10 protein-coding genes are annotated in these 14614 nt (G+C 74.2%); 2 read left to right on the plus strand and 8 right to left on the minus strand.

Features of this window, described 5'->3' with window-relative positions; translation table 11 throughout:
* Nucleotides 1-3 precede the first annotated feature (3 nt).
* From ABT026_RS06150 to ABT026_RS06180, 7 genes are all read right to left on the minus strand, one after another.
* On the minus strand, nt 4-3510 hold the full coding sequence (locus ABT026_RS06150; protein ID WP_351112680.1) for a DNA polymerase III subunit alpha: 3507 nt from the start codon (nt 3508-3510) through the stop codon (nt 4-6).
* Between the two features lie 199 nt (nt 3511-3709).
* On the minus strand, nt 3710-4615 hold the full coding sequence (locus ABT026_RS06155) for a S1 family peptidase (protein WP_351112682.1): 906 nt from the start codon (nt 4613-4615) through the stop codon (nt 3710-3712).
* 457 nt (nt 4616-5072) lie between these two features.
* Nucleotides 5073-5669 carry a GTP-binding protein gene (locus ABT026_RS06160; RefSeq protein ID WP_351112684.1) on the minus strand — a complete coding sequence of 199 codons (597 nt, stop codon included), beginning with the start codon at nt 5667-5669 and terminating at the stop codon, nt 5073-5075.
* Nucleotides 5653-5979 (minus strand): DUF742 domain-containing protein, encoded by a 327-nt coding sequence (locus ABT026_RS06165; protein WP_351112686.1) that lies wholly within the window; start codon nt 5977-5979, stop codon nt 5653-5655. The genes ABT026_RS06160 and ABT026_RS06165 overlap by 17 nt, the downstream gene beginning before the upstream one ends.
* Nucleotides 5980-5990: 11 nt before the next feature.
* The gene (locus ABT026_RS06170; protein ID WP_351112688.1) at nt 5991-6437 is read right to left on the minus strand and encodes a roadblock/LC7 domain-containing protein; all 447 of its coding nucleotides are present in this window, start codon (nt 6435-6437) and stop codon (nt 5991-5993) included.
* The gene (locus ABT026_RS06175) at nt 6434-9001 is read right to left on the minus strand and encodes a sensor histidine kinase (RefSeq protein ID WP_351112690.1); all 2568 of its coding nucleotides are present in this window, start codon (nt 8999-9001) and stop codon (nt 6434-6436) included. Before ABT026_RS06175 ends, ABT026_RS06170 begins: the two co-directional genes overlap by 4 nt.
* Nucleotides 9002-9223: 222 nt before the next feature.
* Entirely contained in the window at nt 9224-10537 is a 1314-nt protein-coding gene (locus ABT026_RS06180) for a DUF5685 family protein (protein ID WP_351112692.1), read from the minus strand.
* Between the two features lie 334 nt (nt 10538-10871).
* Between ABT026_RS06180 and ABT026_RS06185 the strand changes: the two genes are divergently transcribed.
* Nucleotides 10872-11312: a cell division protein SepF gene (locus ABT026_RS06185; RefSeq protein ID WP_351112694.1), complete on the plus strand. Its 441-nt coding sequence runs from the start codon at nt 10872-10874 to the stop codon at nt 11310-11312.
* 81 nt (nt 11313-11393) lie between these two features.
* Here the strand turns inward: ABT026_RS06185 and ABT026_RS06190 are convergent, their stop codons facing one another.
* The gene (locus ABT026_RS06190) at nt 11394-13118 is read right to left on the minus strand and encodes an MFS transporter (RefSeq protein WP_351112696.1); all 1725 of its coding nucleotides are present in this window, start codon (nt 13116-13118) and stop codon (nt 11394-11396) included.
* A gap of 220 nt (nt 13119-13338) precedes the next feature.
* On the opposite strand from ABT026_RS06190, the gene ABT026_RS06195 reads away from it, so the two are divergent.
* A complete protein-coding gene (locus ABT026_RS06195; protein ID WP_351112698.1) occupies nt 13339-14595 on the plus strand; it encodes a putative hexosyltransferase in 1257 nt (418 codons plus the stop codon).
* The last annotated feature ends 19 nt before the right edge of the window (nt 14596-14614 follow it).

Consider the following 14614-nt stretch of genomic DNA (forward strand, 5'->3'; position numbering starts at 1 on the left):
GTCTCACCCGGCGCTGCCCGGGCTGCTGTGCCACAGCTTCCGCCCCGTGGGCGGGCCGCCGTTCCCCGCCGGACGGAGGTCCGCCCACGGGTGCATCTCGTAGCCGGTGGGCATCCGGATGGTCCGGCCACCCTCCGCGCCGCCCTCCGCGCCGCCCTCCTCCCGGCCTCCGCCGCCCTTCTCGCGCAGCGCGCTCTGCTCGGCCAGCGTCTGCGACAGCCGGGCCGCCACCCGCTCGAGCCCGCCCTCGGCGCGCAGTTCGGACAGCTCGGCCAGGTTCCAGGCGGCCGTGCCCACCACGCTGAAACTGCGCACCCCACGGCGCTGCACGGTCCCGCGCACCAGCAGCAGCCAGGAGTGGAAGACGGTGTGCGCGCAGGCGTCGTGGGAGTCGTCGAAGAAGGCCAGGTCGACCAGACCGGTGCCGTCGTCGAGGGTGGTGAAGATGACCCGGCGGCCCGATCTGATGGGCGGGGTCTGGGTGGCCACCTTGGACCCGGCCACCAGCACCGTCTCGCCGTGCCGGGCGGTGCGCAGCCGCTTCGCGGAGGTGACGCCCAGCTCGGCCAGGAACTCCGCGTGGTCGTCCATCAGGTTGCGCGAGGCGTCCATGGACAGCACGCCCAGCTCGGCACTGAGCCGCTCCCCGTCGGTGAGCTCCGGCAGTCCCGCCGACGCGGTGCGCCCGCCGCCGCCCAACGGCAGCTGTTCGGCCCCGGCCGCGCGGGCGGCGCCCCGGTGCAGCTCGCTGATGTGCAGCCTCAGATCGCGCCGGTTGGCGCCGAACGCGTCCAGCGCGCCCACCTGCGCCAGCCGGTCGGCCACCGGGCGGCTGGGGCGGGCCCGCTGCCAGAAGTCCAGCAGGGAGGAGTACGGCTGCCCCTCGGCGATCCGCTCCGCCTCCGCCTCGCTGATGCCGTGCACGTCCCCGAGGGCCAGCCGCAGCCCCCAGACATCGGAATCGTCCCGCTTTCCGCCAGACACCAGTTCGATACGGTGGGTGACACCGGACCGGTTGACGTCCAGCGGGAGCACCGGCACGCCCCGTCGGCGCGCGTCCGCCAGCAGCAGCCGCTTGGGGTACATCCCGGGGTCGTGGGTGAGCAGCCCGGCGTAGAAGGCCGCCGGGTGGTGCGCCTTCAGCCAGGCCGACTGGTAGGTCGGCACCGCGAAGGCCACCGCGTGCGCCTTGCAGAAGCCATACGAGCCGAAGGCCTCGATGATCTCCCAGGCGCGCGCCACCGTCCCCGCGTCGTACCCCCGGGCCGTGGCGTGCTGGGCGAACCAGGTCCGGATCCGCCCCTGGGAGTCCGGGTCGGACAGCCCGCGCCGCACCCGGTCGGCCTCGCCCCGGCCGCAGCCGGTCATGACGGCCACGATGTCGATCAGCTGCTCGTGGAAGACCACCACGCCGTAGGTGCCGCGCAGCGCCGGCTCCAGGTCCGGATGCGGGTAGCGGGCGGGGCTGCGCCCGTGCCGGCGCTCGATGAACGGCCGCACCATGTCGGCGGCGACCGGTCCGGGCCGGAACAGCGAGATGTCCACCACCAGGTCGTGGAAGGTCTCCGGCTGGAGCCGTCCGACCAGGTCGCGCTGGCCGGGCGACTCGATCTGGAAGCACCCCAGCGTCTCGGTCGACTTGATCAGCCGGTAGGTCTCCGGGTCGCCCTCCGGGACCGCGTCCAGGTCGATCCGCTCGCCGGACGCCCGCTCCACCTCGGTCACCGCGTGCGCCATCGCGGACTGCATCCGCACCCCGAGCACGTCCAGCTTGAGCAGCCCCAGGTCCTCGACGTCGTCCTTGTCGAACTGGGCCATCGGGAAGCCCTCGCCGCTGGTGGGCACCACCGGGGTGCGCCCGAGCAGCGTGGCGTCGGACAGCAGCACGCCGCACGGGTGCATGGCGACGCCGCGGGGCAGCGCGTCCAGTGCCTCCACGAGGTCCCACATCCTGTCGTAGCGCCCGCCCGCCCCCTCCGGCCCCTTCGCCAGCTGCTTCAGCTCGGGCAGCTCCTCCAGGGCGGCGCGGGCGTCGCGGGCGCGGATGTGCGGGAAGGACTTGGCGATCCGGTCGATCTCCGCCGGGTCCATGGCGAGCGCCGCCCCGACGTCGCGGACGGCGTGCCGCACCCGGTAGGTCTCGGGCATGGCGACGGTGGCCACCCGCTCGCCGCCGAAGCGGTCGAAGATCTTCCGGTAGACCTCGAGCCGGCGGGCGGACTCCACGTCGATGTCGATGTCCGGCAGCACCGCCCGGCGCTTGGACAGGAAGCGTTCCATCAGCAGCCCGTGCTCGACCGGGTCGGCGGAGGCGATGCCCAGCAGGTGGTTGACCAGGGAGCCGGCGCCGGAGCCCCGCGCGGCGACCCGGATGCCCATCTCCCGGACGTCGTCGACCACCTGGGCGACGGTGAGGAAGTAGGTGGCGAAGCCGTGGTGGGCGATGATGTCCAGCTCGTGGTGCATCCGCTCCCAGTACGCGCGCCGCCGGTCGTAGCCGCGCAGCACCATCCCGGCCGCCGCCCGGGAGGCCAGCACCCGCTGGGCGGTGCGCCGCTCGGCGCCGACCAGGTGCGGCTCGGGGAAGTGGACGCTGCCGATGCCCAGGTGCTCCTCGGGGTCGACCCGGCATTCCTCGGCGGTGGTCCGGGTGTGCTCCAGCAGCCGCCCGGCGGCGCGCGGGCCCAGCCCGGCGGCCTCGGCGACCCGCTCGGCGGCCTCCCGCATGGCGTCGGCGTCCTTGAGCCACGCCTCGCCCGAGTCCAGCCCCCGGGCCGGGTCGACGGGGACCAGACGGCGGGCGGAGTCCAGCACGTCGGCGACCGGACCCATGCCGGGGTCGGCGTAGCGGACGGCGTTGGTCAGCACCGGGCGCACGCCCTGCTCGGCGGCGAGCGCGAGGGTACGGGCGGCCAGCCGCAGCGAGCCGTGGCCGGTGCCCTGACGGCCGTGCCAGACGGTCTCCAGCCGCAGCGCGTCCCCGTACCGCTCGCGCCAGGCGGCGAGCAGGGGGGCGGCCAGGTCGGGGCGTCCTGCGGACAGGGCGCGGCCCACGTCGGAGTCGGGCCCCAGCAGCACGGTCACCCCCTCGGCGTACAGCGCCTCGGCGGGCAGCAGCGGGGCGCCGCCGCCCGCGTGGGCGGCGGTGATCAGGGCGCACACGCCGGCCCAGCCGCGGGCCCCGTCCCGGGCCAGGAAGGTCGCCCGGGGGGCCGACTCGTCGACGAAGGCGCCGCCGCGCACCGGCGTCCGGCGCCGCTCCGGCGACCGGCCCGACCGCCGCGCCCCGGCCGGGGGCGCCACCGCGAGGTCCACGCCGAACAGCGGGCGGACGCCCTCCTTGGCGCAGGCCTTGGCGAACCGGACGGCCCCGGCCACGGTGTCCCGGTCGGTGAGGGCGAGCTCCTCGAGGCCCCGCTCACCGGCTCGCTCGGCCAGTCGCTCGGGGTGCGAGGCGCCGTGGCGTACGGAGAAGCCGGAGGCGGTGTGCAGGTGCGGGAAACCCGGCATGCGCACCTCCCGGCCTACCTGTCGAACCGCCTATCGAACAAACGTTCACCTACGTCTCCACCATAGACCACTTTCGAAACTCCGGGCGACCCGGGAAACACCCGCCACCCGCACCCCACCCCGCCCCGAACAGCGAGAACCCCCCGCACGCCGGGCGTGCGGGGGGTTCCCCAGGAGGATGATGCGGAGGTGCGGGAGATCAGAAGACCTTGACCCCGTACGCGTTCAGGGCCTCGACGACCGGCTGGAAGAAGGTCGTGCCGCCGGAGGAGCAGTTGCCGCTGCCGCCGGAGGTCAGGCCGTAGGCGATGCCGCTGGTGGAGTACAGCGGGCCGCCGGAGTCGCCGGGCTCGGCGCAGACCGTGGTCTGGATGAGGCCGGAGACGATGTCGCCGCCGCCGTAGTTCACGGTCGCGTTCAGTCCGGTGACCTTGCCGCTGTGGATGCCGGTGGTGGAGCCGCGTCGCGTGACGCTGGTGCCGACGCTCGGCGTGGCGGCGCTCTTGATGTCCACGCTGCCCACGGCACCCGACTTGGCCACCGAGGAGTTGGTGTACCGGACGATGCCGTAGTCGTTGCCCGGGAAGCTCGAGCCCGACGTGCTGCCGAGCACCGTGGTGCGGCCCGAGTTCGAGTACCAGGAACCCGCGCCGTCGGTGCAGTGGCCGGCGGTCAGGAAGTAGTAGTTGCCCGCGCTGTCCTGGACGTTGAAGCCCAGGGAGCAGCGCCAGCTGCTCGCGTAGATGGCGTCGCCGCCGGAGATGTACTTCTCGAACTTCCCGGAGGTGCGCTTGACGGTCAGCGCGCCGGACTTGTCGCCCGCCTCCTTCTTGATCTTGTTGATCTCGGCCTGGGACACCGTGCTGTCGACGGTGACGACCACCCGGTTCGTCTTGGCGTCGACCGCCCAGGCGGTACCCGGGACGTCTGCCTCCATGACCGCGTCACTCGCCGCGGTGAGCTGACCGGAGCTGAAGGTGGTCACCTCGTCGGCGCTGGCGGCGGGCACCGCGATCGCGGCGGCGGCCACCAGGCCGGTGGCCACGGCGAGCAGACGGGTTCGTCTCGTGACGCCGTTGCTGGGGGTGGTGCGCTTGATCCTCACTGGTCGTTCCTCCACTTGGGAAGTCGGGGGCCCGCTTGTGGGGGCGCGGGCCCGTGAGGCGCAGCCGGGGGCAGGGGCGACCGGGATTGCCGGACACGCCGTGCTCCTGACAAGCGCTGCAGGGAGTATTCGGCCGTGCGACCGAGCGGCGCAAGGGTGCCTTTCGGCCGCCCGACGAGGACGGCGTCGCCAAGCGCATTCCCCGCCCGGACCGGCCACAGACGCACAGCTCAGCTAAACCGCGCGTATGCAGCAACGGGCGCTCACCTGTTCCCCCTCCGCACGTGAGGTCCCATTCGCCCCTGGCCGGAACACGACCGTCCGCTTGCTTTCGGCCGTGTTCTCCCCGGCACATCGGCACACGGACTTCACACCTCGGGCCCTCGACGGGCCGGCCGCCGCCCCGGCGATTCCGGGACGACGGCCGCCCGCCTCCTCGCACCGTCCGTCCCGTGCGTCACACCAGTGCGGCCGAGCGCTCCCGCCCCGCGGTGCGCTCGCGGATGACCCGGTCCATCAGCATCACCAGGACGTCCCGCACCGACCGCCGGTCGCGGGCGTCGCAGTCGACCACCGGCACGTCGTCGCCCAGCCCCAAGGCCTCGCGCACCTCGTCCAGTTCGAACCGGCGGGCCCCCGGGAAGTGGTTGACCGCGAGCACGAACGGGGCGCGCTGGGCCTCGAAGTAGTCCAGCGCCGGGAAGCAGTCCTCGATCCTGCGGGTGTCGACCAGCACCACGGTGCCCAGCGCGCCCTCCACCAGGTCGTCCCAGAGGAAGGAGAACCGGTCCTGCCCGGGCGTCCCGAACAGGTAGAGGGAGATCGCCGGGTTCAGCGTGATCCGGCCGAAGTCGAGCGCCACGGTGGTGGTGGTCTTGGACTCCACCCCGTCCAGCGAGTCGACGCCCACGGACACCTGGGTGATCGCGGCCTCGGTGTCCAGCGGCTCGATCTCGGAGATGGCGCCGATGAACGTGGTCTTGCCGACCCCGAGTCCACCGCTCACCACGATCTTGACGGCCAGCGGCACCATCTTGTCAGAGCGCCCGGACATGGTCCCTGATCCTTTCCAGCGTGTGGAGCGAGAGCTCCACGGGTTGGCGGCAGGCGAGGTGCCCGACGGCGACCAGGTCGGAGATCAGCACCTTGGCGACCCCCAGCGGGACAGCCACCCGATGCGCCACCTCGGCCACCGTCGTCGGGCTCGCGCACACCGCGGCGACCCGCTTCCGTTCGAACGTCAGCGACTCGTCCGGCGGGCGGACGGCGACCACCAGGGTCTCCAGCCGCAGGTCGCTCTGCGTGGGCTCCACCCGTCCACCGGTGATGATGAACGGTCTGACGAAGCTGTTGTCCTCTTCCATGGGCGTGCCGTTCACCGGGGCAGCGACTGACGGAGGTCGGCGATCAGGGCCGGCGTGAGCAGGTCACCCGCCCGTTCCGCGAGCACCGCCATCTCGTAGCCGACCAGGCCGAGTTCACCGCTGCTGTCGGCGAGCACCCCGAGACAGCTGCCGTCCCGGATCGCCGAGACCAGCAGGAAGCCCCGCCCCATCTCGATCATGATGAGCTTCACCCCGTCGAAGCCGTACCGCCGCGAGGCACTGCGGGCCAGGCTGGACAGCCCCGACACGATGGCCGACAGATGGTCGGCCTCGGTCCGCCCCAGTCCGTCGGAGACCGCGATCAGCAGGCCGTCCGAGGAGACCGCGACCGCGTCCCGCACCCCGTCGGTGTTGCGGACGAAGGCCGCCAGCAGCCAGTTGAAGGTCTGCGAGTCCTGGGCCGCCGGGGCGGTGTTCTGGGTGGGAAAAGTGGTCACTTCGCCTCGCCCCCGTCAGCCGCGGCATCCTTCGCCGGCCACGCGTCGGCACCCGTGCCGCGATCCATGTCCCTCTCCTTCTCCTTCTGCACGCTGATCCCGCCCCGCAGGTGGGCGCTGCGCAGGGAGGAGAGCATCCCGGAGACCTGCTCCGGGGTGCGCTCCCGCTCCGGCGCGGGGGGCAGCGGCCGGGCGCCGGCCCGGTCGGTCTCGTCGACCGCGGCGCCGATGGCGCTGCGCCTGGGGCGCTTGACCAGGCCGTTGCGGGTGCGGGCGGCGTCCGCGCCGCGGGCCGGTTCGGCCCGCCGTTCCCCGGGGCCCGGGGCCGGGGGCGCGGCGATCTGCGGGCGCGCGTGACGGGCTGGCTGCCCGGCCGCCGCCTGGGGCGCCGGACGACCGTCCACGCGACCGTCCCTGGGTCGGCCGTCCATGGGCCGGCTGTCCATGGGGCGCCCCTCCATGGGCCGACCGTCCGCGGGCCGGCCGTCCGCGGTGACCGGTACCAGGTGGGCGCTCCCGGCCGGAGCGGGGGCGGTCGCGGCGGTACGCGGCGCGGGCAGCACGGCCTTCTGGTCCAGCCGGCCGTCCACCACCACGTCGTCGTCCGGCGTGCCCGCCGGGTTCTTCGGCTCGGCGAGCAGGGCGGCGGGCAGCAGCACCCGGGCGACCACGCCGGCCGTCGGAGCCTCCCCCACCCGCACCTCGATCCCGCACTTGCGGGCCAGCGCGCCGACCACGAAGTGGCCCAGGAAGCGGCCCGGGTCGGCCATGAAGCTGGCCCGCCCGGAGAGCCGCACGTTGGCCTCGGCCAGCGCCTGGGCGTCCATGCCGAGTCCGTGGTCGACGATGGCGATCAGGTAGCCCGCGCTGGTGCGCCGGCCCTCGATCTCGACCTGGGACTCCGGGGGCGAGAAGTTCAGCGCGTTCTCGACCAGTTCGGCCAGCAGGTGGGCGATCTCGGCCACCACCGAGCCGGACACCCCGGCCGGTTCGATGCGCCGCAGCACCACCCGGCGGTACTCCTCGACCTCGGAGAGCGCCGCGCGCAGCACGTCGGTGACCGGCAGCGGGGTGGACCAGGGGCGCGGGCTGGACTCGCCGGCCAGCACCAGCAGGCTCTCCGCGTTGCGCCGCATCCGGGTGGCCAGGTGGTCGAGCTCGAAGAGGTTGGCCAGCGTCGCCGGGTCGGCGTCCTCGTGCTCCAGTTTGTTGATGAAGCTCAGCTGGCGGCGGACCAGGTTCTGGTTGCGCCGGCCCAGGCTGACCAGCGACTCGGTCGCGTTGCGGCGCAGCACGGCCTGCTCGGTGGCGAGGTCGAAGGCGGCCCGCTGGACCCGGTCGAAGGCCTCGGCCATCTCCAGCACCTCGACGCCGGCCTTCGGCGGGACGCGCAGCGGCTCGGGCGGCTCGGGCGCCTCGCGCAGGTTGCTGTTCTGGATCGCGGCGACCGCCAGCGGCAGTCGCTTCCCGGCCACCTCACGGGCCTGCTGGGCGAGATCGGCGAGCGGGCCGGAGACGGTGCGGACGCAGTCGAGCGCGAGCGCGCCGAGCGCCGCGACGGTCACCAGGGCCAGCAGGCCGAAGAGCACCAGGTCCTCGCCGGCGTCGCTCTCCAGTTCGGAAGCCCGGCTCTCCACGTCGTGGCCGAGCGAGATCTGCACCTCGCGCAGGCCGTCGATGGTGGAGGTGGTGCTGCTCCACCAGGCGGTGGGCGGGATCTCGGCGGCGTCGAGCACGCCGCCGCCGCGGACCGCACGGCGCTCGTACCACTCGCTGCGCCGGGCGTCGGGCGTGCTCAGCGCGGCGTCCAGGCGGCGCTCCTGCGCGGCGGAGGCCACCGAGGGGAAGGCGGCCAGCGAGGCGAGGCGGCCGGCCCTGATCTCCAGGAAGCGGCCGTGGTCGTCGCCGTGGAACCGCCCGGCGGTCACCGCGCCGAGCAGCAGCGCCCGCTCCTGGCCCGCGAGTTCCTTGGCGTCGCCCAGGAACCGCAGCGCGCGGCCGGCGTCGTAGAGGGTGTGGTCACGGACCTCGTCGAGACCGAGGTCGAGCCGGTCGAGGGCCGCGATGGTGGAGGTGAAGTAGGCGAACGCCTCCGGTACCTGGACGCTCCGCCGGTCGGCCTTCGCACGGATGCCGTCCAGCGCGCCGAGCCGCCCGAGGACCTCCCGGACCGCGCCCGCGCGCCGCTCGTCCGTGTGCCCCCGCAGCGCCTGGTCGAGCACGGCGAGGGCCGTGTCGGTGGCCTTGCGCTGTGCGGGCAGCCGGTCCCGGAACTCCCGCACGCCGCCCAGGTGCCCGGCCGTGAGGCTGCGTTCCTTCTGCAGCTCGTGGACCAGCCCCTGCAGGGTGATCTCCAGGCGGGCGTTGTCCGCCGTGGCGGAGGCGTTGCGGAAGGTCGCGATCTGCTCGGCCGCGGCGGTGCCGAGGAGGGCCAGCAGGACGGCGAGAGCCAGGATCAGGACCCGGAGAAGCCTGGTGCGAAGGGAGCGGGGGGCCTTCCGGCCCGTCCCGCCGCGGGCGGCGCGCAGACGCGCGGCGGCCGATGTCGGTGTGACTGCGTCCACTGAGGTGCCTTAAGTGGGAGGCGAGTTGATCGGAGGAGAAGAAAAAGTTCTGCCTCCGACCCAACGACACCGGTGGCCCTGGGTTACCGGACCGGCGGGGTTTTTATCCCATCGTGGACGCCTCCGTACCGAATACGCAGGTGACCGTGAGGGCCCTCCGCCCGCTCAGGTCAGCACGGGCATGACGCAGCGTCATCCCGGCGCCTGCCGCGCCGATGTCGCTCAGCAGTTGCAGTCGCAGTTGCAGCCGTCGCACCCGCCGCCGTCGCCGCCGCTGTCTCCCCCGCAGCAGTTGCAGCAGTTGCAGCACTCGCAGCAGTTGCCGTCGCACTGGCCGCAGCAGCCCTCGCGGCGGCGGCCCGACCACGGGCCCTCGAACTCGTCGGCGCAGCACACCCGGCAGGTGCAGAGCAGCCCGACGGCGGCCGCGCAGCCCGCCCAGAACCCGCGGCCCGGCCGGTGCGGCGGCTGTCCGCCGGCCGGGGTGCCGGGTCCGTAGGGGCCCTGCGGCCCGGGCGGCGTGTACGGGCCGTAGGGCCCCTGCGGGGACTGCGGACCGAACGGGCCCTGCGGGGACTGCGGGCCGTAAGGGCCTTGCGGCGCCTGCGGGCCGGGGCCGTAGGGGCCCTGGGGCGGGCCGTACCCCTGGGCCGTGTGGGCGGTCCCGGGGTGCGTGCAGGAGGGGGTGCCGAAGGCCCGGTCGACCGAACGCTCCAGCTCGTGGGCGAGCAGCCGGTGGACGAGGCGGCCGTCGGTGAACTCGGCGTCGCCCAGGGCGAGCCGCACACCGCGCACCGCGTCGTCGGCCAGGCGGCGGGCGTCCTCGCGCGAGGCCCCGGTGGCGGTGAGCGGGTTCCAGGCGCCCGAAGCGGCGTCGGCCGCCTGGTCCTCGACCGCGTCGAGGAGGTGGGCCAGGCGCCCGAAGAGCCGGCCGGCCTCGGCCAGCGGCGCCGCGTTGGCGGAGCGTCCGGCCAGCACGGCGGTGTGCGCGAAGGCCGCGGCGGTCGCCGTCTCGGTGGGCTCGGTGACGGTCAGGATCGGGGTGCCGGGTCCGGCCAGGCGTTCCAGTCCGGCCTGCCGGTCCACGGCGTCCAGCAGGACGGCGGTGTCGAAGCCGACGGTGGTGGCGGTGCGGGAGCCCGCGGCCGTCCAGTTGGCGGCGACCCGGCGGGCGGCGAGGGCCACCGGACGACGGGCCAGCAGCCCGTCGCCGTCGGCCATGTGGTCACGGACCTTGGCCGAGGCGAGCACCAGCGAGACGGCGGCGGCCAGCCTGGCCCCCTCGCCCCTGGCCACCGAGGCGGTGCGCATCCCGCGCAGCGGGCAGGGCCCGGCGGTGCGGCGCGCGCTGCCGGCCCGCTCCGCCTGAGCCTCCGTCAGCACGGATATCAGCAGGCCGTCGTAGTTGGTGACCACGCGGGCGAACTGGCCGTGCTCCCCGCGCAGGGCCAGGCACAGCCCGCACAGGTGCGCCGTCCACTCCGCAGTGAGACGCTCTCCGAGCCGGTGCCGGCAGGGCCTGACCATTCCGAACATCGTGACTCCCCCTCAGATGCCCGCGGCCCCCGTGGCGCGGGTCTCTCCGCGCCCCCTGTATCTGGGGGCGACTTCCGAGATCGTAATGGGGTAGGTGGTTCACCCGGAGGCACCACATCTCACTCGTTCGCCGCGAAGAATATTATTTCACTCCCAATCACCAATCGTGTAGGGCAAGTCCCTTGGGATACACGGAGTCTGTACGTATCCACCGCGCACCGGTACCGTCACAAACCCCCTGCGCGGTGTCCGTCCACTTGGCACGTTGTCCGACTCATGGACGACGATAGGGATGCGGATAGCGAGAGAGAGACCGCAGCGAGAGGAGGCGTCCATGGGATCGGTGCGCAAGGCGAGTGCCTGGCTTGGCCTCGTCGACGACAACGATGACGAGCGCTACTACGAAGACGACGACTACGCCGAGGGCCCGGAGTCCGAGGACGCCTGGGTCACCGACCCGCGGGTCAAGGTCGCGGCCGAGCCGGCCGAGGACAGAGGCCGCAGGATCGGCACCGTCACCCCCGACAGCTTCCGGGACGCCCGGGCCATCGGCGAGCTCTTCCGTGACGGCGTCCCCGTGGTCATGAACCTCACGGCCATGGACGCCGCCGACGCCAAGCGCGTGGTGGACTTCGCGGCGGGCCTGATCTTCGGGCTGCGCGGATCCATCGAGCGGGTCGCCAACCGGGTCTTCCTGCTCACTCCGGCCCACACCGAGATCGTCAGCGGTGAGGCCGCTCCGGGCGCCCGGGACGCCTTCTTCAACCAGAGCTGAGACGGGGCCGCTCACCGGGACCGTCACCGGTGAGCTCCCCGTCCGGCACCGCTCCCCCGCGGCAGGCCCGCCTCGCGGCCCTCAGGCCGAGACGCGCGGCAGCCGCGACGACGCCTTCTTCTGCTCCCGGGGCCCCGGCACCGCGGCGGCCTCCGACTGCTGTCCGCCCTTCCTCGCGCCGTCCGCCGTTCCGGCGTCCCCGGCCGCAGGCGCGTCCGCGTTCTCCGCGGCCCGCACGCCGTCCGCGGGCAGCTCCTCGCGCATCTCCCGCGGCAGGCGCAGCGCCGCCAGCGCGCCCATCAGCAGCAGTCCCGCGCTGACCAGCAGGGTCACGTGCATCCCGTGCACGAACGCCTCCCGGGCGGCGGTCCACAGGGTCTGTCCCGCGACGCCTCCCAGACCGCCCGCGACCTGGTAGGCCTCCCCGATGGAGTGCCCGGCCGCCGCGGACGCCTGCCCCGGCACTCCCGGCACCGAGGAGACCCCGGGCCCGTAGGACGCGTTCATCACGCTGCCCAGCAGGGCGATGCCGAGACCGGCGCCGAGCTGGTAGGACGTCTCGCCGATGGCGGCGGCGCCCCCTGCCTCGCGCTCGGGAGCCTCGCTGAGCATCGACTCGTAGGCGCCGAAGAGCGTGGTCTCCAGGCCGAGTCCGAGCAGCACGAAACCGCATAGCAGCAGCGCCGGGTTGTCCCGCGTGCCCATCGGCAGGAGGGTCAGCACCGCGGCCGCGGTGAGCACGAAGCCGGCCGCCACCATGACCCGCGGCCCGAGCGTGCGCAGCAGCCGCGCCCCGGCGAGACCGGCCGCCATCGCGGCAAGGGTCAGCGGCAGCATCCGCAGACCCGTCTGCAGCGGCGACAGGCCCAGCACCAGCTGGAGGTACTGCGCCGCGATGAGTTCCAGGCCCACCAGCGCCAGCATGGCCAGCACGATGCAGCCGAGGGAGGTGCCGAAGGCCGGCCGCGCGAACAGGCGCATGTCGATCAGCGGGTGCTCCCGCCTCCGCTGGCGCCGCACGAACAGCACCAGGAGCAGGACGCCCGCGACCAACGGGCCCCAGGTCAGCGGCGACTGGGGCGCGATGCCGCCGCCCAGCCGCTTGACGCCGTAGACCGCGGCGAAGAGGCCGAGCGCCGCGGTGAGCGCGCCCGTCACGTCCCAGGACCCCTCGCGGCGACCGCGGGACTCCGGCAGCAGCATCCGTCCGACCGGCAACGCGACCAGCATCAACGGGATGTTGATCAGGAAGACCGAGCCCCACCAGAAGCGCTCGAGCAGGAAGCCGCCCAGCAGCGGTCCGACCGCCGCGCCGACGGCCGCGACCGCGCTCCAGATGCCGATGGCCAGCGCGCGCTCCCGCCGGTCGGGGAAGACCTGGCGGAGCACCGACAGCGTGGCGGGCATGATCATCGCGCCGCCGACGCCCAGCAACGCCCGCGCCGCGATGAGCACCTGGGCGCTGTCCGCGCAGGCGGCGACGCCCGAGGCGACGCCGAAGAGGGCGTAGCCCAGCAGCAGGACCCGCCTACGCCCGACCCGGTCGCCCAGGGTGCCGAAGAGGATCAACAGCGAGGCGCAGACGAGGGGATAGACGTCGACGGTCCACAACAACTGGGTGGCGGACGGCCGGAGGTCCTCGGTGACCGCGGGCACCGCGACGTGCAGCACGGTGGCGTCCACGGCGACGAGCAGCAGACTGACGCAGAGGACGACGAGGACGATCCAGCGGTTGGCGCCGGCCCCGGCCGCCCGGCGGGCGCGGTGCCTTGTGGCCTTCGCGCCGGACACGGTCGTCCCGGACATGTGCGTACCTCCCAGAATTGCTCGCGTCCGGCGGCCCCCGAGGCCGCTCGACCGGCCCGCTCGACGAAGACGAGTGATTCGCCAGCGTACGCGAGTTCGCGCCGGTGGCACGTGGTGGACCTCTCACCCCTGGGCAGGCTGTCTGTGGTGTGCGCCACTGCCCGGACCCGGTGGGGGGAACGGCCGGACGGGGTGCCGCGCGCCGCCGATAATCGTGCCCGTGACCGATCTCGACACCCCCGCCGCGCGGCCGGCGGCCGGGCGGCCCCATGGCGTCGGGGCGGCCGCGGCGCTGCGCCGGGCGGCGCCCGCCCTCGCCGGATACGCCGCCGTCCGTCTGCTGGGTCTGGTGGGGCTGGCGGTCTGGGCCGCCGCGCGGGGCGTCGATCCCCTGGTGCGGCTCACCGCGCGCTGGGACGCGCTCTGGTACGCGCGGATCGCGGAGTCGGGCTACGGGTACACGGTCCGGCTGCCCGACGGCGACGTGCACGCCGATCTGGCCTTCTTCCCGCTGCTGCCGTGGCTGGAGCGGGGCGTCGCGGCGGTGAGCCCGCTGTCGTACGGCGAGGCCGGGTTACTGGTGAGCCTGGTCGCCTCGCTCGCGGCCGCCTGGGGGATCTTCGCCGTCACCGACCTGGTGCTGGGCCGGCGGGCCGGGGTGTGTGCGGCGGTGCTCTGGGGCGCCCTGCCGGTCGGGATCGTGCAGACGATGGCCTACAGCGAGTCGCTGTTCACCGCGCTGGCCGCCTGGTCGCTGTACGCGGTGCTGACCGGGCGCTGGACGCTCGCGGGGTCCCTGGCGCTCGCGGCGGGGCTGACCCGGCCGGTCGGCCTGGCGGTGGCCGCCGCGGTGTGGGCCGGAGCCGTTGCCTCCTTCGTGCGGGACCGGAGCGCGGCCGCCGCGGACGGCGCACCGGCCGGGGCGCGCGACCTTCACGCCGTGCGCGCCGGGCTCGACCTTCCACCCGGGGGCGCGAACCTCTGGACGCGCGCCCTCGGGATGCTGCTGGCTCCCCTGGGGGCCGCCGGCTACGTCCTCTGGGTCGGCCGGCGCACCGGAGAGGGCCTCTTCGGCTACCTGGACGTCCAGGCGGGCTGGCGCAACGGCTTCGACGGGGGTGCCGCCTTCGCCCGATTCGTGGCGGGCCTGTTCGACTCCCTGCCCGGCGCCCTCGCCGGGCTCGCGCTGATCGCGGGAGTGGGGCTGGTGGGGTGGCTCCTGCTGACGGGGGTGCGCGCCGGGCTGCCGCTGCCGCTGCTGGTGTACGGATCCCTGGTGACGCTGCTGGCCTTCGGCGCGTCCAGCTACTTCGGCTCCAAGCCCCGTCTCCTGGTCCCCGCCTTCCCGCTGCTGCTCCCGGTCGCCGGAGCCGCCGCCCGGGCCCGTCCGGCCCTGGCGGCCGGGCTCCTGGGACTCGCGGCGGCGGCCTCCGCGGTCTACGGAGGGCTCTGGCTGACCGGCTCGGGGCCGCCGTGAATTCCGCCACGCCTCGGCA

This window comes from Streptomyces sp. NPDC002734, from assembly GCF_040295685.1.
Lineage (GTDB): Bacteria > Actinomycetota > Actinomycetes > Streptomycetales > Streptomycetaceae > Streptomyces.